Raw genomic sequence first — 19,958 nt, 5'->3', positions numbered from 1 at the left:
TGTTTCAGGGGAAGAGTTGAGTGATGAATGCGGCACAATTGCAGAAAACCTTAAGAGCTAGCCAATATACCGAACAGGTATTGGCCAATCACCAGAGTCTACTGGAACAGGATTATGCAATTGACCAGTTTCAAGGCTCACTCAGTCGGGAATATATTGATCAGCTGGTGCAGCACTGCATCCTGAATATAAGCGATGAAGCAACGTGGATGCGCGCAATGCGTATTTTGCGGGCTCGATTGATGTTTCGTTGGATCTGGCAGGATGCCAATCAACTCACCGATGTCATTACCCTCACCCAAGAACTCTCCGATTTTGCCGATGCCTGCATCTGTGCAGCGAAAAATTTTGCCCGTATTCCGGTCGCTGCCAAGTATGGCCAGCCGATTGGCTATAACGGAAAAGTCCAGGATCTGATTGTCATCGCGATGGGCAAACTCGGCGCCCAAGAACTCAATCTTTCCAGTGATATCGACTTGATTTTTGCCTTCGATGAGCAGGGTGAAACCGATGGGCGCAAATGTATTGATGTGCAGCAGTTTTGCATCCTGTGGGGACAGAAACTGATTCATTTGCTGGATCAGATCACGGCGGATGGTTTTGTATTCCGGGTGGATATGCGCCTGCGTCCCTGGGGCGATGGTTCGGCACTGGCCATTAGCCATGCGGCCTTGGAAAAATATCTGAGCCAGCATGGGCGTGAATGGGAACGTTATGCCTGGATTAAAGCGCGTATTGTCAATCCAAGTCCAGAAGGCGACGAGCTGCTGGAGATGACCCGTCCATTTGTATTTCGCAAGTACGTCGATTACAGCGCTTTTGAAGCCATGCGCGAAATGAAAGCCATGATCGAGCGCGAAGTACAGCGCCGTAATATTGAAGATGATATCAAGCTCGGAGCCGGTGGCATTCGCGAAGTCGAATTTATCGTGCAGGTGTTTCAGCTGATTTATGGCGGCGCCAAACTTGAATTGCAGGATCGCCAGTGTCTGGTAAATCTGAATCATCTGGATGATGCCGAATTGCTGGATGAACAGGCGGTGCAGGATCTGGAAGATGCCTATTTGTTCCTGCGCCGGGTTGAGCACGCGATTCAGGCACTGAATGATCAGCAAACGCAATCACTACCGACAGAGCCAGAGTTAAGGGCGCGTATAACGGACACACTTGGTTTTGCGGATTGGGACAGCTTTATGGCATATCTCAATGAAAAGCGTGACAAAGTGATGTATCAGTTTGATCATTTAATCAAGGAAAATGGTCCTGACACCTTGGTTGAAAGTTTTTCCCAGTTGGAAAAGAAACTCAAAGAAGTTTTGGACGAGAATGCAAAGAATCTTGTCTATGAGTTTTGGAATGGGCATGCCTTAAAAAAATTACCAGCCAAAGCAGTGCAGCGTTTAAAAGCTTTTTGGCCACATTTAATCGAAGCAGTTTTACAGTCAGATGATCCGCAGACCGCACTGGTACGACTGATGCCCTTGGTGGAATCAGTAATGCGCCGTACGGTATATCTGGTGATGTTAATTGAGAGCAAAGGCGCATTGCAGCGTCTGGTTAAAATGGCAACGGTTAGTCCATGGATTTGCGAAGAACTGACTCATTATCCGGTACTGCTGGATGAATTCCTGTCAATGGATTTTGAATTGCCAAAACGTCAGGATCTGGAAGATTCCTTGCGCCAGCAACTGTTGCGCATTGAAGTTGATCAGGTCGAAGACCAGATGCGGGTCTTGCGCCTGTTTAAAAAATCCAATGTACTTGCTGTAGCCGCCAGTGATGTGCTGGCAGAAAGCCCGTTGATGAAAGTTTCTGATGCCTTGACCGATATTGCTGAAGTATCGGTGAATGCAGCGCTGCATCTGGCCTATCAGATTGTGGCGAAAAAGCATGGTTTTCCACTGGATGCAGAAGGGCAGCGCTGTTCAGTCGAGCATACTGCTTTTGCAGTCATTGGTTATGGTAAAGTCGGTGGTATTGAACTGGGTTATGGCTCGGATCTGGATCTGGTCTTTATTCACTATATGGGTGAACAGGCCGATACCGATGGACTCAAGCCGATCAGTGGTTTTGAGTTTGCCATGCGTGTCGCACAAAAGTTTATGTCCCTCATGACCACGCAAACCCTAGATGGACGCGTATATGAAGTCGATACCCGCTTGCGTCCATCGGGCGAAGCTGGGCTTTTGGTGACCAGTTTGAAAGCCTTTGAACAATATCAGTTCAAGAGTGCCTGGTTATGGGAGCATCAGGCCTTGGTGCGAGCCCGTCCGATTGCGGGTGAAATGAGCTTGCGGAAAAAGTTTGAAGTCTTGCGCCGGGATATTTTGATTCAGCCTCGCGATGAAAATTATGTACGGGCAGAAGTACTGAAAATGCGTCAGAAAATGAAGGAGCATCTCGGTTCTTCTAAAGAGCAAAAAAAAGATGGTATTTTTCATTTAAAACAAGATGCAGGTGGTATCGTAGACATCGAATTTATGGCACAGTATGCGGTGTTGGCCTGGAGTGGGACGAATAAAGATCTCGCCCATTTCTCCGACAATGTACGAATTCTTGAGGATGCCGCAAAATCAGGTTGCTTATCCAGCGACGATGCGACTGCTCTGATTCAAGCTTATCTCCGTGAACGCGCCGAGAGCCATCGCTTAGCCCTTGCAAATCAATCCATGCAAGTGTCTGCAAGCGACTGGCACGATACCCGAATGACCGTTTGCAAGTTATGGCAAAGACTAATTGATCCAAGTGCAGACTTTGTACTGGATAGTGAATAATTGTGAGAAATTGGAGTTTGTGGCATGAATTTGGCTGATCGTGATGGTTTCATTTGGCAAGATGGACAACTAGTTGACTGGCGTGAGGCAAAAACTCACGTATTAACACATACTTTGCATTACAGCATGGGTGTGTTTGAAGGTGTCCGAGCTTATGAAACCCCGAATGGAACGGCTATTTTCCGTCTAAAAGAACATACCAAGCGTTTGTTGAATTCTGCAAAAATTTATCAAATGAAAGTTCCATTTGATCAAGCAGCATTAGAACAGGCTCAAATTGATGTTGTTCGTGAAAACAAATTAGCGTCTTGCTATTTACGTCCAATTATTTTTATTGGTTCTGAAAAACTCGGTATCGCTGCAACTGACAATACCATTCATGCCGTAGTTGCGGCATGGAGCTGGGGTGCTTACCTCGGTGAAGAGGCGATGGCGAAGGGAATTCGCGTAAAAACGTCTTCATTTACCCACCATCATCCGAACGTGACCATGTGTAAGGCTAAAGCATCAGGTAACTACACCTTGTCGATTCTTGCGCATCAGGAAGTGGCGCATTCAGGTTATGATGAAGCAATGCTGCTCGACCCGCAAGGCTATGTATGCCAAGGTTCAGGCGAAAACGTATTCCTGGTGCGTGATGGCGTGATTCATACGCCTGATATCGCAGGTGGTGCGCTGGATGGTATTACCCGTCAAACGATTATTACGATTGCTAAAGACTTGGGTTATGACGTAATTGAACGCCGTATTACCCGTGATGAGTTCTACATCGCAGATGAAGCATTCTTTACCGGTACTGCTGCAGAAGTAACACCAATCCGTGAATACGATGATCGTCAAATTGGTGAAGGTGTGCGTGGTCCAATCACCACACAAATCCAGAAAGCATATTTTGATGCAGTTCAGGGCAAAGACCCGAAATATGCACACTGGTTAACGTATGTGAAGTAATTAAGAATTTACTGATTGAAAAAACCTCTCATTTGAGAGGTTTTTTTTAACGGATGTACTTATTCTGCTGAACTTATGTCATCATATTCAGCATCAAGAAGATTTTAAGATGAGCTTAGGCATACGCAATGAGTAACATCGTTATTTGTATGAAATGGGGAACCAAATACGGTTCGGAATACGTCAATCGTTTATACAATATGGTTAAACGACATACGACAGTCGACTTTAAAATGGTCTGTCTGACGGATCGTACTGAAGGCATTGATCCTGCAGTACAATGTTTCCCTATTCCACCTCTGGCATTGCCTGAGGGTGCCCCTGAGCGTGGCTGGAACAAGCTGTCCACTTTTGAACCTGATTTGTATGGTTTAGAAGGCAATGCATTATTTCTCGATCTTGACGTGGTGATTGTCGATAATATCGATGAGTTCTTTACCTATCCGGGCGACTTTCTGATTATTCATGACTGGAAACGGCCGTGGCGTATTACCGGTAACAGTTCGGTTTACCGGTTTAAACTGGGTGCTTTCCCAGGTCTGTTACCTTATTTCCGTGAAAACTTTGATGAAATCCGTAAAAAATTCCGGAATGAGCAAGCCTATTTGTCTTGGTATGTAGACCGTGAAGGTAAACAGACCTATTGGCCAGAAAGTTGGTGCAAGAGCTATAAGTATCATTGCCTGCAAAAAATCCCGATGGCTTACTTTAAGCCCCCTGTGAAACCTGAAGGCGCTAAAATTATTGTATTCCACGGTGAAATTAATCCGCCAGATGCAGTGAATGGTGGTGGTGGGAAATGGTACCGTTATGTATTGCCATCGCAGTGGATTAAGGATGCTTGGCAGTAAGTTATAGAGTTTATTCAAGCTAATTGTTGATTAGAAGTATTATGGAAAAAATAGATTTTGTTATTGCCTGGGTCGATGGCAATGATGTAAAGCATCGACTTAAAAGGCAACAGTTTCAATCTACTAATATCGTAAAAGGTTCAGCAGAAGAAACTCGATTTGCTAGTAATGATGAAATCTATTTTTCAATTGCTTCAATTCTTAAATATGTTCCCTATTTTGGAACAATTTATATTATTACGGATGAACAGCAGCCTGCACATATTCATGATTTTTTCGAACAGGGATTATGTGCTCCTGAGCAGATAAAAATAATTGATCATAGAACAATATTTGCTGGTCATGAGCAATACTTGCCTACATTTAATTCTTTAAGTATTGAAACCATGCTTTGGAATATTCCAGGGTTATCAAAGTATTTTATTTATTTGAATGATGATTTCTTTTTTAATGTCTCATCTGAATTAGATGATTTTTTAGTTGGTGACCAGATAAAAGTCTATGGACATTGGGAAAATAACTCCTTAATTAAAGCAAAATTTAATCTGCGTAAAGGTCTTAATAAATATTTTGGTAAACCTTTACAGCCTAAATATACAATTGCTCAAATGCTTAGTGCTGAATTATGTGGATTTAATAAATATTATGAAATTCATCATCGTCCCCATATATTGGATCGTGATGTACTACAAAATTATTTTCAAAAATACCCTACAACATTAGCTGAACAGATTAGGTATCGTTTTAGAAGTGCTTTTCAATTTTTACCAGTAGGGCTGAATAACCATTTAAAAATTCGAGAAGAAAAAACAATCTTGTGTAATGATATAAATATTGCTTACTTAAAAAATGAAGCTTCAGTATCTACATTTTTATCAGACCTGAATAATCCAGCTGTTAAATTCGGTTGTATTCAGAGTTTAGATCAATTTGATCCAAAAGAAGCAGAAAAGGTATCTTTTGCTTTAATTGCTAAATTAAAAAACTATTTACCTCTATCTATTCAGCATTAAGAGTTAATCATGAAAGTTGTAACTTATTTAATTAATTTAGACGGAAGTGATGAGCGTCTAGCTGCAGCAACTCAGCAGCTTAATAGTGTGGGCTGGAGGTTTGAACGTTTTGCTGCTTATGATGGTCGGGGTAAAGCACTCTCTGAATTCACAAATTATAATGATGATCAAACTAATAAGGTATTAGGTCGTAGTTTAATGAATTCCGAGTTAGGTTGTTATTTAAGTCATTATAGATGTGCTGAAAAATTTTTAGCCACTGATGCAGATTATTTAGTGGTTTTGGAAGATGACCTTAAAATTAATAGTGACTTTAAGATTAAAATAGACAGCATCATTGAATATTTGCACCAACATCAAGATTTAAACTGGTATCTTATTAATATTGCTGCAAAAAAGAAAAAACTTGCAAAAGATATTACGCAAATAGGGGATATAAGTCTATGGCATGCTTTTTATTTCCCAATTCGTGGCTTAGGGTTAATCTGGTCGCGGCAGGGAGCACAGGCTTTTGTTGAGGCAGGCAAAACTATAAATATGCCGGTTGATATCTTCTTCCAGTCTTGGTTAAGTCAAAATGGCAAAGGTTTAGGGATTTGGCCACCACTAGTGAAGCCAGCAGGGGTCGATAGTGATATTTTGGGAACGGTTGCTACTCAGGGGATTTCTCGTAAAGCACTTGAAAATAGAAGCAGCTCCTATGGCTTTAAAAAGCAGAAGCGTATGTGGCGTGATCGTTATCATGCACTAAAATATCTGCTAAATTCTTAAAATTCATCGAATATCTTAATAATTGAATATTTATCATTAAAGGAATAAATCAATGAGCATGTTGGAAATAATTTAGATGAAAATATTTAAAAAAACTTATTATATGCTTAAGTTTTATATCATGTATTTTTACAAGATTAGAGGCACGAATTTAAAAATTCATAATTACGCAAATATGATTACGCTTAATCCAAAGCCAGAAGAAGTTAAAATACCTAAGCTGATTTGGCTGTATTGGGAGGGGGATGTACCATTATTTGTGGAAAAATGCATAGAAAATATAAAGCTAATAAATGCAAATTATGAGGTTCATTTTTTAACACCAACAACTGTTGATCAATTTATACAGATAGATTTTGATTCTTTAAATATTCATCTACCTCAGCATAAAGCTGATTTAATCAGATTTAAATTACTTTATGTTTATGGAGGAATCTGGTTAGATGCAAGTATTATCGTTTATGAAAATTTAGATTGGATTCAAGAGTTGGTTTCTCAAAATCAGACCGAAAGTTTTGCCTATTATCGTAAAAAAAACACTACCAATATTGATTCTCCAGTCATCGAGAATTGGCTTTTAGCAACGGCTCCTAACAATAGGTTTTTTAAAGATTGGTTTGATGAGTTGGTGAACGCCATGCAGGTTGGCCCTAAAACATATATCAATGAAATTAAACGTACTGTGCCAAATTATGAGAGAATATTTCAAAAGATTAGTAATTTAGAGTACCTGATTTCCTATGTGGTGTGTCAGGTGATTATGCTGAAAGCATTGCCTAGTATTACTTTAATTGATTGTGATCAAAATGCCTTTTACTATCAGGTAAAAAATAAATGGGTCAAAGAAAAAACATTAATTGAAATGGCAATCAATCATCATTCAGGTGAATACCCTAAATTGATTAAATTTGCCGGTAAAGAGCGTAAACATATAGGCGAATTTTATGAAAAAGGAATGTATTTTCAAGATTCACTGCTAGATTTCCATGATGATCAGAGTAAAACCTTATCTTAACGCTCTATCAGGTTGGATGATCTGAACCACTTAGAGGATGGTGTCTTGTTCGAGCGTTAATTTCTTAAATGATTTGATAAGACTATGGGGTGAAAGATTATAAACAGACACTTTTTGACTTTCAAAGAAATAGGCTGCTGTTTCAAATGCCGCTATGATTGATTGGGTGTGCTGGTTTAATAAGGTAGGTTGTTTTGCATCTAAAGTTTCATAAAATCGTGGTAGGTCGAAGTTATTCATATCCACACCTGCAATATAGATATGTTGGTAATTTAATCCTGACATAATCTGTAATGCGGTATAAGCCACGGTATAGTAGTCAAATACTGTGTCATACATGTGTGTAGAAAAGCCAAAACCATTGTAGAAGTAATTACTCTTAACTTTTTCATCAACATGAATAGTGTTTCCCATAAAAAGTTCATTTTTACAGTTACTCGTGATTTCAATAATTTTAAATTGGCAACGAATCTGTTCGATTTTTACTTTTCTTAGAATATAGTCTAAGCAACGTGCGGTGGTGAAAAAATTGCATGCTGTGTCTAAAACCCGCTCAACGAGATCAAAACGATTTTGTACAAAATCATGATCAATAATGACATAGTGTTGAAAAGTGACCTCATTCAAAGCGATTGCTCCATTGACGCCAATATAGTCCAGTTTCTCATATTTAAAAAATTTATCAGGAATCTTTTTAATCGATGGTCCTGTTGCGATCAGCATACATTTTGAATGTTTATTCTTTAAGTTAAGCGTATGGTCTGCAATTAAGGTATTCCTAAAAAAAACTTGATCAATTTGACCCGATGCATTACGAACCACACGGTAAAAAGGCCAATAGCGTCTGTTGTGTTTGTAAGTACTCGGTTTTAAAAGTTTATAGGTATATTTTGTCAAATTTCGAACGAAATGGTTGAAAATTAAACCACACATATTCTTGTCTCTTTCATAGCTTATTTCTATGAGTTATATCAAGTTTATTTGAGAATAATCTAATTGATAAGATGATTCAGTTGCTTAGAGGGTTAATGATCTAAATTAAATGAATCACGCTTGGTTTTAAACTTGCTCAGGAGCCTCTTAAACCAAGGCTGGGATGTTTCTGACCGAGTAATGTTATTGCCCGAGTATTTTTTTTGAGATGCTTTGTGAAATTTTCCGTAGGGTGTAATTGTATAGTCCTCAAGTTGGTATCCGGCAGAAAGGGCTTCGTGATAGTATTGGTCAAAAAGTGTTGTCAGGTCCGCTCGGGGGTGAGGAATAATTTCGCCATCAAACCAATGTGTTGAATTATTGTGTTGAAGACGAGGAATTGAATATTTGTGACTAAACTGGGTGCCCATATCGGAATAATGCAAAATTTTAATCTCGTTGATACTTAGATTTTCACCATCGATGCAATTAAAATGATCATTATAAGCTTGAACCAATGACGGTTCTTTTTGAATTTGTCTCATCAGACTTTGATGACTGGCAGGGTTACTTTTTAATTCCTCAATTCTAGGAAGAAAATGTTTGGCCTTTTCACAATCCCAGACACAAGTGCATAAACGGGCTGAGCTTCCCCCCCCCTTGGCTGCCACAATAGCATTGGCTTCAATAGGATGTTCCCAGAGTAGTGCAAGATCATCGAGTACAATGACATCTGTATCCATGTAAATGGCTTTACCTTGAAATTGACAATACTCTGGAATAGCCCACCGAAATCCGGAAAAAGGTGTCGCCCAGTTTTCTGTTCTCCATCCTTGATTCGATTTCGGATCAGAATACCAATAGCTAGAAGGATCACGCGAAAGTTGCATCCAAATAATTTCTACAGGCTGCTGGGTATGTTTTTTAATGCTGTAGTCTAAAACCATCATTTGTTCTAAATCACAGTTGTTTGGGTCACAGCCTATAAAAATTTTGATTGTTTTGAGACTCATTTTTATCAATTATTTTGTGATATGATAATGTATATTAAAACAAAGACTATATAAAAACAAAGACTACATAAGATTTACTATGTTTTTTATTTATTCTATTATAATTAAAACTTAAATAAAATAATCGAATTTATTTCAATGACTTCTTTGGTTTTTAAATAAATTACAATAACTTATGTGTATTATATTGTTATATAATTACGAAAAAAATTTAAAATTATAGTTTTTTATAACACTTTTATCTATGATTTTAAACTTAAATTGGTAGAAAATTAAAAGGATTCTTAATGTTGACAGTTTTTGGTTTTCATACAGATGATAAACTATATACGAAGCATGCTCAAATTTTAGCTGAATCAGCAAAAAAATTTAATATTCATATTCTATTAAAGCAATTTTCAAAAGATGACTGGCAAACCATTATTGCATTTAAGCCTGTGTTTATTTCGCAAATGCGTCGTGAAACTCATGGCCCACTTTTATTTGTTGATGCTGATGCTATAATTCTTGAGGATATCCGGCCATACTTCAATGCAATTGAAGAAGATATTGCAGTACATTACATAGATAATAAGCGTTTAATTAGTAGTACTATTTTTATAAATGACACTAAAAATGCACATTCTCTGATGGATGAATGGGAGAAGCGTATGTTGCAAAATCCAACTATTTGGGATCAGATTATTTTACAAAACTTGGTTGATGAGTGGCATGATGCAGGCCTTATTACATTAAAAAAGCTACCACCAAACTATACATTTATTTTTGATACATCTCGTAATTTATATGGGGATAAGATTCAACCTAGTATTGAACAATTACAAGCAAGTAGAGATAAGCGTTGGATACAGAAATATGAGCAAAGAAATTCAATTTATCAATGGATAATGCGTTCTTCTCTACTGTCAAAAAGTACTAAAAAGATTGTTAAACGACATAATGAAGTTAATGCACGAACAACAAAGTTAGGAATCGATATTAAGTTAACTTTAAGTGATTTAATTGAATAATTAAAATTTATTGATAAATATTACTTTCATCAATTATTTTCCTAAACCTCTTATACCCCCACAAATACTGTTCTGGAGCGACATTAATCATGCGCTCCATTTCTTTATTTAAGGTGTCAACAGAAAGCTGCAAGTCTCTAGATAAAATATCGGAGGATAATTCAGTGACATGAATATCATAACCGGAAAAATCTTCACGTCTTAAACAACTAAGCCCAACTACAGAACATTGTGTTTTAGCTGCCAGTTTGGAAAGTAAGGTAGAAGATAGCGCATTCTGATTATAGAAAATTGAGTAGATACCACCACTTTCTTTAGGTACATGATCCGGCAATATTGCAGAAAAACCACCCTGTTTTAAATGCTTAAATAAAGCACGTACCCCAGAATCATCTGTCGGAACCAGTGTGGCATTCAGACGTTGCCGGGCTTCAAGCATAAAGCGTTCAATATCCTGATTCTTGCTGGGCTTGTACATAATTACAGGGGAGGTGTGTTGATTTACCCAGACATTTAAAAGCTCCCACGTACCAAAATGAGGCACCACAGCCAGGCAGCCCTGAGGATTTTGCAGAGCCTGGAGAAAAATATCTTCGCCATGCACATCTCGAATTAAAGACAGCGCATATTCAGAAGATGAACCCCAAATTTTGACTGATTCCGCATACGTCATGCACTGACTTTTGAGACTGCGTTTGGTCAAATTAGCTCGTTCAGCTTCCGAAAGTTCAGGATAGGCAGATGCCAGGTTAATCTCGGTCACTCGGCGTGCAGAAGAATGGCTGATATACAAAAGCAATCCAGCCAGTTGCGCAAGATTTTGAATGAATCTTAATGGAAGCTTGGAGAAATTTTTAAGTAGGGTGTACATGGTGTCCAGATGGTCAGATTATAGGTCTTTGTCCGGATTGCCCTTCAGCACCATATATATCAAACCTACAAAAATCAGCAGGGCACCTAAAATACTGCTCAGGCAAAAATACACAATACGGTCATTGGTATCGAGGTTGAACAGATTGTTGGCAAGGATATAGCGCATGAACAACCATTGAACCACTGAAAATACAATAAGCATAATGCTGCGATTACGAACTGCAGGACGCATAGCCATTGCGAATTACCTTAGATTAAAAACTATCGCTATTATGCCACTGTTCCAGATGTGACTCAATCACACAAAAAAGCCCCGCTCAAGGCAGGGCTTTTTCACTTAAAACGTCAAGAATTATTCTTGAGATTCAGCTTTCGGTTTTTCGCGTAAGCGAATACCAAGGTCACGCAATTGATTTGATTCAACTGGTGCTGGTGCTTGAGTTAATGGACATTCCGCAGTTTTGGTTTTCGGGAATGCAATCACGTCACGAATAGAAGATGCACCAGTCATCAACATCACCAGACGATCCAGACCGAATGCCAAACCACCATGCGGAGGAGCACCGTAACGTAATGCATTTAATAAGAAGCTGAATTTCTCTTCCGCTTCTTCTTCACCAATACCAAGTGCTTCAAAGATCGCTTTTTGCATTTCAAGGTTGTGAATACGCAGTGAACCACCACCGACTTCAGTACCGTTCAATACCATATCGTAAGCAACAGACAGAGCAGCGCCTGGGTTGTTCTTCACCTCTTCTACGCTAGATTTTGGCAGCGTGAATGGGTGATGCACAGACGTCCATTTGCCATCATCAGTTTCTTCGAACATTGGGAAATCAACAACCCAAAGTGGCGCCCATTCGCAAGTTGATAATTTAAGGTCATGACCGATCTTCACACGAAGCGCGCCCATGGCATCGTTAACAACTTTCGCTTTGTCTGCACCGAAGAATACGATATCACCATTTTCAGCACCAACACGTTTCAATAGATCAAGCACGATTGGCTCGATGAATTTCACGATTGGAGATTGAAGACCTTCGATACCTTTTTCAAGTTCGTTGACTTTGATGTAAGCCAAACCGCGTGCACCGTAGATGCCTACAAATTTGGTGTATTCATCAATCGCGCTACGTGGAAGTGAACCAGCACCCGGTACGCGAAGCGCAACGATACGACCTTTAGGATCTTTTGCAGGGCCTGCGAATACTTTGAACTCAACGTCTTGCATTAAGTCTGCAACGTCAACCAGTTTCAAAGGAATACGCATATCCGGTTTGTCAGATGCATAGTCACGCATTGCATCGTTGTAGGTCATGCGTGGGAATTTATCAAACTCAACATTTAGAAGTTCTTTGAACATCTTAACGGTTAGAGTTTCCATTAAATCCATGATGTCATCGTCACTCATGAACGATGTTTCAACGTCGATTTGGGTGAATTCTGGCTGACGATCCGCACGTAAGTCTTCGTCACGGAAACATTTAGCAATTTGGTAGTAACGATCAATACCGCCCACCATCAACAACTGTTTGAATAGCTGTGGAGATTGTGGCAGTGCGTAGAAACTACCGTTAGATACACGGCTTGGCACTAAATAGTCACGCGCACCTTCAGGAGTCGCACGTGTCAAAATTGGTGTTTCAACGTCTAGGAAACCATTGTCTTCGAAGTAGTTACGAATCAGGTTGGTTAACTTAGAACGGAAGCGCAAACGATCTAGCATTTCTGGACGACGGATGTCCAAGAAACGGTATTTCAAACGAATTTCTTCAGAAATATTGGTGTTTTCGTCATTCAATGGGAATGGCGGAGTTTCAGACTGAGCAAGAACTTCAATTTCTTTACCCAAGACTTCGATTTGACCGCTCACCATATTGGCATTTTCTGTGCCTTCATAACGGCGACGCACACGGCCTGTAATTTTTAATACAAATTCTGAACGTACTTTATCAGCAGTTGCGAATGCTTCAGGAGTATCTGGGTCAATAACCACTTGAACAAGACCATCACGGTCACGCATGTCAAGGAAGATTACACCACCGTGGTCACGGCGACGGTGTACCCAACCGCATAATGTTACGGTTTGGTCAATTTGGGCTTCGGTTAAAGAACCGCAGTAATGAGTTCGCATCATAGCGTTAGAAATCCAACTATATGGGTTAAGGTCAGCGAATACGTAAACAGCGTACCGCTTTGAGTAAAGGTAGGATTATGCCTCTTTGGGCATGTTGTCACAAGAACTTGGGTCAAAAACAATATCATTTTAAAGTGAATAGAGGAAAAGCCAGTGCTTTGTTTAACCCATCCTGCGACCTCTGTCTAAAAATAAAAACAATAAACAGCCCAGACTAAAGGTGATCAAAAAGCCTTGACTAAATTCATTGATCGAGCGACCAGTAAAATAATAGAGGTCTGATTGCCAGACTTCAGTAGAAATATAGCGCGCATAATCCCAGACAGAAAATAGGCCGGTGAATATAGAAAAGAGCAATAAGCCCCAGGAAAATGCTTTGATTTTCACACTAACTGCAAGATATTGCTGGTGAGTTTTATAGTAATGCAGGCTCATCCACAAGATAAGAGGCAAGACAATCACTGAGGTACCAATCTGTAAAATCCGGTGCAGCGGATAACTTTTTCCAAAGAGCTGGAAGTGTTGGGCTAAGACTTCATGAAAGGCAAAAGTTCGAAAATCGACATGGGTCAGTCCATCCCAGATTAAATGGGTGGCTGTACCAATGATGACTGCCAGACACATCACCAGGATGAATTTTAGTGCTGAAAGGATATTGTGAATCTTTAAATCATGCTGAATACCGATGAAACGGTAAATCACGGGCCGGTAAATCAGGTACCAGACCGCACAAAAAGCCAGTCCGATCCACAGGTCAGGATGTATCAGCGAAGACCATAAATGCGTGATATTTGAATTACTCGAAGTAAAGAGACGATATAAATCGGGCACCATACAGCCAATCGCCAGCGCAGCAACAGGAAGTCTATTCCCAGTCAAATATGAAATAGGTGGAGCAAGCACAGCATGCGACAAGGTAAAGGGCATAAAGATAATGTTTTAATGTAATCAAAAATATTCAAAGGACATTCTAATAAAATATAACACTGAGTATCGTAAAGGATTGCAAAAACAATGAAATGTTATATTATAACATTCATCCAAAATACTGAATTTGAGCTTCGGTCATGTCCTTTCCTAAGAATCTAATAACATTGTCAATTTTTGCTGTAGTTGCACCTACAGTATTTGCAGAGCAATCCTCATCTTCTATCCCGGTTCAGACCATGGACACGATTCAGGTGCAAGCTCATCCATTGGTGCAGACTGCAGCAGATTTTGCAGTTGCAGATCATTTCGTGGATCAGAAAGCACTGTCTGAACGCGCCCCCACCATTGGTGATGCCTTGGCAGATGAGCTGGGTGTTTATTCTAATCAATATGGTTCAGGCTCAAGCCGTCCGGTGATTCGGGGTCAAGATGGTCCACGTGTGAAAGTGTTGCAGCATGCGTCTGAAACAGCGGATGTATCCACTTTGTCTCCTGACCATGCTGTCACCGTTGATCCGATTCTGGCGAAACAGGTCGAAGTGATTCGCGGTCCATCGACCTTGCTTTATGGTGCCGGTACAGTTGGTGGGTTGGTGAATGTCACTGATCAAAAAATCCCAACTCAAATGCCTGAAGATGGTTTGGAAGGTACAGTCGGCCTGCGTTATAACAGCGGCAGTGATGAAAAACTGGCAAGTGCTGGTGTAACAGCGGGTATTGGTGAAAACTTTGCTTTGCGTGTAGAAGGCTCAAAACGTAAAGCCAATGATTATATTGCACCGGATTATTTTCATGAGCATGATGACGAATTAGAAAAAGAACGTCGTGTGGGCAATACTTTTGCTGAAGGGCAAACAGTCAATATTGGCGGATCATGGATTCATGATCGTGGTTTTGTCGGTCTGTCTTATAGCAACCGTCAGGATCAGTATGGCTTACCAGGGCATAGTCATGAATATCATGGTTGTGTTTTACATGGTGATCATTTTCATGGTTGTCCAACACCTGACCCAGATGCACCAGCCCATGAAGAGCATGGTGGACCATGGGTAGATTTAAAATCTGAACGCTATGAAGTACGCACCGAACTGGAACAGCCTTTTGCCGGTGTTGAAAAACTACGTGCACATGCCAGCATTACCGATTATGAACACAATGAACTTGAAGAAAGTGAAGTCATTAGTAACTTTAAAAGCAAAGGTTATGACGGCCGTTTAGAGTTGGTGCATGTGCCAGTTGCAGGCTGGGAAGGGGTGATTGGAACCCAGATTTCACAGCAAAAAATTAATCTTGCCGCATCAGAGCATGACCATCATGAAGATGGCGATGAGGACGATGAAGAACATCATGTTCATAGTTCAGGTGTCGTGATGCCGGACACAAAAACTGACAAATTCAGTCTTTTTGCTTTAGAGCATAAGCAACTTGGCGATGTGCATGTTGAACTTGGGGCGCGTGTCGATCATCAAAAAGTGAAAGTAGATTCGGATCAGAAAGATTATTCGGGGACTGGTGTCTCTGCATCCGCTGCTGCCAACTGGGAATTTGCACCGGACTACAAACTTTCTGTAGTGGGATCACATCAGCAGCGTTTGCCTTTAGCTCAAGAACTCTATGCTGATGGCTTGCATTTTGCGACCAATACCTATGAACTAGGTAATCCTGATCTCGATAAAGAAACTTCAAATAATCTCGAGTTAGGTCTGCATTATGAAGGGGATAAACTGGATTACCATGTGCATGTCTATCACAACTGGTTTGATGATTATATCTATGGCGAAACGGTAGCGCAAAAAGGTAATTTACGTGGCGTGCAATATACCCAAGACAAAGCCAGATTCTATGGTACAGAAGCACAAGCCGGTTATCAGATCAATGATATGTATAAGCTCAGCGTCTTTGGGGACTATGTGCGTGGCAAGATTGAAGCTGAGAATGCACCACGTGTACCTGCAGGTCGTTTAGGAACAAAAGTTGAAGCAGACTTTGCCGATGGCTGGTCAGGTCTGGCTGAATATTATCATGTCTTTAATCAGGACAAGATCGCCAGCTATGAAGATGAAACCCAGGGCTACAATATGGTGAATGTTGGCTTAAGCTATGCCAATAGCCTTGCAGATAACAATGCTTATCGGGTTTATTTCAAGGCCAATAACCTGCTTGATGATCAGGTGTATTCACATACTTCCTTCCTGTCGAATATTCCGCAGGTGGGTCGCAACTTTACCGTCGGCGTACAGTATGATTTCTAACAGGTCTACTGAAATAATCGACTAAATCATCTAGATCTCACTGAAATCTACTTGAAAAATCATAAGATAAAACCTAGCCTGAGTATATTGGGTTAGGTTTTTTCTTATGCGTATCTTTCAACGAATTCACAATAAATTAAACTGGTCGAATCGCCGTTATGTGGCTTTGATCATTAGTATGCTGGCCGTGGGTTATCTGGCTTCGGCGATCTACCACACGTATAAGCCTTTGCCGGAAGGTCTGAATTACACAGGCAAACTGCGTCATGCCGAAGTCAAATTTCTGGCCGATCAGACTTATCTGGATGCAGAAGGAAAACAGCATTTAGATCATCGCATTTTTAATGAAATGCTGAAAATGATTGAAGAGGCCAAATCACTGATTGTGCTGGACATGTTTTTATTTAATCAGCAAACCGGTGCATCTACGCAGCAGCATCAGGCACTGAGTCAACAGCTGAGTGATGCTTTAATCAGTAAGCGCCTGCTGCAGCCTGAGGTGGAAATCAAGTTTATTACCGATCCGATTAATTCAGTTTATGGCGGGATTAGATCTGAGCAGTATCGGAAATTACGTCAGCACGGTATTGATGTGATTGAAACCAATCTGACGCCGTTGCGCGCTTCCAATCCAAGCTGGTCCGGCTTCTGGTATATCTGTTGCCAGGGCATTGGCAATAATCCGGAAACAGGCTGGTTGCCAAACCCATTTGGCCCAGAAAAAATTACTCTGCGCAGTTATTTTGATTTATTTAACTTTAAAGCCAATCATCGCAAAACCATGGTGGTGGATACTGATCAAGGCTGGAAAGCACTGGTCACGTCCATGAACCCGCATGATGGCAGTTCGCGGCATTCCAATATTGGCTTATTGGTCTGGGGGAGCACAGCTGTGGATATTCTGAAAACAGAACTGTCTGTAGGCAGGATGTCACAAGCGAATATGCCAGCCATTGTTGCTGGGGATTTTCAGGCAGACAGTAGCCAGCCACAAGTTCAGGTGCTGACTGAAAAAGCCATTTATGATGCGATTCTGAATCTGATTCAGACCGCGAAAGCCAATGAACAGATTGATCTGGCGATGTTTTATCTGTCTGAGCGCAAAATTATTAAAAGTCTGATCGCGGCCCATGAACGCGGTGTCAAAGTCCGGATTTTACTTGACCCAAATAAAGATGCCTTTGGCCGTGAAAAGAATGGAATTCCAAACCGGCAGGTGGCTTCAGAATTGCACGAGGCAGGTATAGATGTGCGCTGGTGTCGTACTCAAGGCGAGCAATGCCATAGCAAAATACTGATAAAGCGCAGCGCTCAGCAAGCTGAAATGATTTTAGGCTCGGCCAATTTTACAGTGCGCAATTTGAAAAACTATAATCTGGAAACCAATATGCGCGTGGTGGGTCAGCCTCAGGCTGAAGTCTTCCGGGATGCCCAGCAATATTTTGAAGGGGCATGGTCAAATCTGAATGGCCGTTCTATGAGCGTAGACTATACGCAATATGCAGAAAACTCGTTCTTTAAATATTGGCTGTATCGCTTTATGGAATGGAGCGGCTGGTCGACGTTTTGATTTTAAATCCCTCCTGACCTCCCTTTTAAAAAGAGGGACTTAGGGAGATTTTTTATTATCAGCTTTTTGATTCTGGATTCGGCGGAACCAACTGATCCAGCTCTTTATCCGTCAATTCATCCAGTTCAGAAATATCGGTTTTAATTTTCCATTGCGCCTCATCATCCACCGGATTTGGCAGACGCGCTTCTAGCCAGTCACATACGACATCGGGCGGGAAATCGGCATGATTACACTGAATCACCCAGCACAAGAAATCTCTGGCGATACCATTCATATACGGTGGTGGAGATACTGGCAGGAACTGCGTCGGAAGACGTTCATTTTTAGAAATATAATTCAGGACATGTCCCAGCTCTTGCACAGTTTGCCAAGCCAGCGGATGATCGACATTGATCTGAAACTTAAACCACCATGCCTGTTTGCCATCTGAACCATAGCTATCAATCCGTTCTTTCTGAACACTCGGCACTTTAGAAAAATATTCATGTAAACGATCGAAATTTAAATCAGACACAGTATTCAACTCGAAACATTAAAAAAAGTAATTTTAGCATAAAGCAGTAGCTTGCCGACGTGCCTGTCAGATTGAAAATAGGCGAGCGCATTACAAAAAATTGCAGCTCCAGCGAGCTTATCCATATTTTCTGCATCTATTTTGTTTAAAATATAAGCAGATTATTCGGAGGAAGCTCAAATGAGAATCGTACTATCGAGTGCAATATTGGCTGCATTGCTATTAGGAGCTTCTGCACAAAGTATGGCTGGCAATGCTTGGGTGGGTTATGGTGGTGTAGATCGATCCACACCGAATTATCGCAGCGCTCCACGATCTTATGATCCACCACGGCAGCATTATCCGCAACGTCCGCTGCCACCAAGACCACATTACCCGCAACGACCACCATATTGGGGCTATCCACCTGCACAGAGTCAAAGTGGATTAAACATTCAGTATCAGGCACCGACCACTATTTATCAAAATTCGAATAGTTATAGCTGGGTCAATGGTGATCCGAATGTTGCCCGGATTGAAAGTTCGAGATATACGGTAATTACCGATTGGCAGCGTTTAGGGTTACCAGCACCACCGCGTGGCAGCTACTGGATTTATGAAAACGGACGCTATGTGCTGGTGCCGAATCGTTAAACTGCTCTAAACTCTGAACGGATAATTCAGTTATAAACGTCAATAACTCAAAAAGACCAAAATAGTTCCCTCTCCTGTGAGGAGATGAGAAGTAGCACTGCTACGCAAGGGAGAGATTGCTTGAGATAAATCTCCCAAAACCCTAAACGAGGCTTAAGTATTACTTTAAGCTGAAGTGCAAAAAAAAGAGGGCTTAAAAGACTATGCCAATTCATCATCTTCTGGACGCGGTGTTTTGCCAAGGGGTAATGGCTTTTCACTATGTTTGTCACGAATCACGGATGGATAAGTCCATGAGGCATAGCGCACCACTAATATCGCAAAGGCCAGAATCAGAATCGAACCGGTAATAATCACCAGATCCATGCTGGCTTTATGCGTGTGTTGAATATCTGCAATCAGCAAACGGGTCAGTGCAGTAATGGCAATATAAATCAGGAAACGTACTGGCATATGGTTGGTTTTGAAATAGATGCCGACCATGGCACCAAGTTCCAGATAAATAAACAACAGAAGAATGTCGTCAATGGTGGCGAACTGTTTCACGGTCAGAATGTCAATGACGGTATGGCCAGCGGACCAGATCACCATACAGCCAATAATAAACAGCGCAATATAATGAAAGCTTTCTACAGCAAGATTGCCAAGACGGTCGAGGAGAGCTTCAAATTTTTCAATTTTCGGACGTGATTTAGACATATTATCCTCCTGATTTTTCATGTGAAATAAAGATAGT

At 40.8% G+C, this 19,958-nt stretch carries 18 protein-coding genes; 10 read left to right on the top strand and 8 right to left on the bottom strand.

Features of this window, described 5'->3' with window-relative positions; translation table 11 throughout:
- The first annotated feature begins 23 nt into the window (after positions 1-23).
- From glnE to BFN00_RS03040, 6 genes are all read left to right on the top strand, one after another.
- Positions 24-2,774: a bifunctional [glutamate--ammonia ligase]-adenylyl-L-tyrosine phosphorylase/[glutamate--ammonia-ligase] adenylyltransferase gene (glnE, locus tag BFN00_RS03065; RefSeq protein ID WP_071850417.1), complete on the top strand. Its 2,751-nt coding sequence runs from the start codon at positions 24-26 to the stop codon at positions 2,772-2,774.
- Between the two features lie 24 nt (positions 2,775-2,798).
- Positions 2,799-3,725 carry a branched-chain amino acid transaminase gene (locus tag BFN00_RS03060; protein ID WP_004278329.1) on the top strand — a complete coding sequence of 309 codons (927 nt, stop codon included), beginning with the start codon at positions 2,799-2,801 and terminating at the stop codon, positions 3,723-3,725.
- A gap of 128 nt (positions 3,726-3,853) precedes the next feature.
- A complete protein-coding gene (locus BFN00_RS03055; protein WP_004647484.1) occupies positions 3,854-4,576 on the top strand; it encodes a hypothetical protein in 723 nt (240 codons plus the stop codon).
- 41 nt (positions 4,577-4,617) lie between these two features.
- Entirely contained in the window at positions 4,618-5,589 is a 972-nt protein-coding gene (locus tag BFN00_RS03050) for a stealth family protein (protein WP_071850416.1), read from the top strand.
- A 9-nt stretch (positions 5,590-5,598) separates the two neighbouring features.
- The gene (locus tag BFN00_RS03045; protein WP_071850415.1) at positions 5,599-6,360 is read left to right on the top strand and encodes a glycosyltransferase family 25 protein; all 762 of its coding nucleotides are present in this window, start codon (positions 5,599-5,601) and stop codon (positions 6,358-6,360) included.
- Between the two features lie 76 nt (positions 6,361-6,436).
- Positions 6,437-7,375: a glycosyltransferase family 32 protein gene (locus BFN00_RS03040; protein ID WP_004278324.1), complete on the top strand. Its 939-nt coding sequence runs from the start codon at positions 6,437-6,439 to the stop codon at positions 7,373-7,375.
- 30 nt (positions 7,376-7,405) lie between these two features.
- On the opposite strand, the gene BFN00_RS03035 is transcribed toward BFN00_RS03040, so the two are convergent.
- The gene (locus BFN00_RS03035; RefSeq protein ID WP_071850414.1) at positions 7,406-8,308 is read right to left on the bottom strand and encodes a lipopolysaccharide biosynthesis protein; all 903 of its coding nucleotides are present in this window, start codon (positions 8,306-8,308) and stop codon (positions 7,406-7,408) included.
- A gap of 92 nt (positions 8,309-8,400) precedes the next feature.
- Complete coding sequence (locus tag BFN00_RS03030) at positions 8,401-9,300, bottom strand: glycosyltransferase (RefSeq protein WP_004278322.1); 900 nt, start codon at positions 9,298-9,300, stop codon at positions 8,401-8,403.
- 287 nt (positions 9,301-9,587) lie between these two features.
- On the opposite strand from BFN00_RS03030, the gene BFN00_RS03025 reads away from it, so the two are divergent.
- Positions 9,588-10,310, top strand: a complete 723-nt coding sequence (locus tag BFN00_RS03025; protein ID WP_004278321.1) for a putative nucleotide-diphospho-sugar transferase — start codon at positions 9,588-9,590, stop codon at positions 10,308-10,310.
- 7 nt (positions 10,311-10,317) lie between these two features.
- On the opposite strand, the gene BFN00_RS03020 is transcribed toward BFN00_RS03025, so the two are convergent.
- The 4 genes from BFN00_RS03020 to BFN00_RS03005 all read right to left on the bottom strand — a co-directional run bounded on the left by BFN00_RS03020 (position 10,318) and on the right by BFN00_RS03005 (position 14,247).
- Entirely contained in the window at positions 10,318-11,181 is an 864-nt protein-coding gene (locus BFN00_RS03020; protein WP_071850413.1) for a lysophospholipid acyltransferase family protein, read from the bottom strand.
- Positions 11,182-11,199: 18 nt separating this feature from the next.
- Complete coding sequence (locus BFN00_RS03015) at positions 11,200-11,421, bottom strand: hypothetical protein (RefSeq protein ID WP_004278319.1); 222 nt, start codon at positions 11,419-11,421, stop codon at positions 11,200-11,202.
- A gap of 114 nt (positions 11,422-11,535) precedes the next feature.
- Positions 11,536-13,320, bottom strand: a complete 1,785-nt coding sequence (gene aspS / locus BFN00_RS03010; protein WP_071850412.1) for an aspartate--tRNA ligase — start codon at positions 13,318-13,320, stop codon at positions 11,536-11,538.
- Between the two features lie 162 nt (positions 13,321-13,482).
- Positions 13,483-14,247 carry a DUF4184 family protein gene (locus BFN00_RS03005; RefSeq protein WP_071850411.1) on the bottom strand — a complete coding sequence of 255 codons (765 nt, stop codon included), beginning with the start codon at positions 14,245-14,247 and terminating at the stop codon, positions 13,483-13,485.
- A 140-nt stretch (positions 14,248-14,387) separates the two neighbouring features.
- Here BFN00_RS03005 and znuD point away from each other — a divergent pair, with 140 nt between their 5' ends.
- Together znuD and BFN00_RS02995 are read left to right on the top strand one after the other, a co-directional pair.
- Positions 14,388-16,502, top strand: coding sequence for a zinc piracy TonB-dependent receptor ZnuD (znuD, locus tag BFN00_RS03000; protein WP_071850410.1), 2,115 nt, complete (start codon positions 14,388-14,390; stop codon positions 16,500-16,502).
- Positions 16,503-16,608: 106 nt separating this feature from the next.
- Positions 16,609-18,072 (top strand): phospholipase D family protein, encoded by a 1,464-nt coding sequence (locus tag BFN00_RS02995; RefSeq protein ID WP_071850409.1) that lies wholly within the window; start codon positions 16,609-16,611, stop codon positions 18,070-18,072.
- Positions 18,073-18,130: 58 nt separating this feature from the next.
- Here BFN00_RS02995 and BFN00_RS02990 read toward each other — a convergent pair whose 3' ends face one another.
- The gene (locus BFN00_RS02990) at positions 18,131-18,589 is read right to left on the bottom strand and encodes a hypothetical protein (RefSeq protein ID WP_005246011.1); all 459 of its coding nucleotides are present in this window, start codon (positions 18,587-18,589) and stop codon (positions 18,131-18,133) included.
- 180 nt (positions 18,590-18,769) lie between these two features.
- Here BFN00_RS02990 and BFN00_RS02985 point away from each other — a divergent pair, with 180 nt between their 5' ends.
- Entirely contained in the window at positions 18,770-19,222 is a 453-nt protein-coding gene (locus BFN00_RS02985; protein WP_005103287.1) for an RcnB family protein, read from the top strand.
- 201 nt (positions 19,223-19,423) lie between these two features.
- Here BFN00_RS02985 and BFN00_RS02980 read toward each other — a convergent pair whose 3' ends face one another.
- Positions 19,424-19,921, bottom strand: coding sequence for a phosphate-starvation-inducible protein PsiE (locus BFN00_RS02980; protein ID WP_004647497.1), 498 nt, complete (start codon positions 19,919-19,921; stop codon positions 19,424-19,426).
- Positions 19,922-19,958 lie beyond the last annotated feature (37 nt).

It is taken from the genome of Acinetobacter sp. AR2-3 (assembly GCF_001878775.1).
GTDB classification, from domain to species: Bacteria; Pseudomonadota; Gammaproteobacteria; order Pseudomonadales; family Moraxellaceae; genus Acinetobacter; species Acinetobacter lwoffii_D.
The sequence above is the reverse complement of the archived record's forward strand: the minus strand, read 5'-3'. Positions and strand labels throughout refer to the sequence as shown.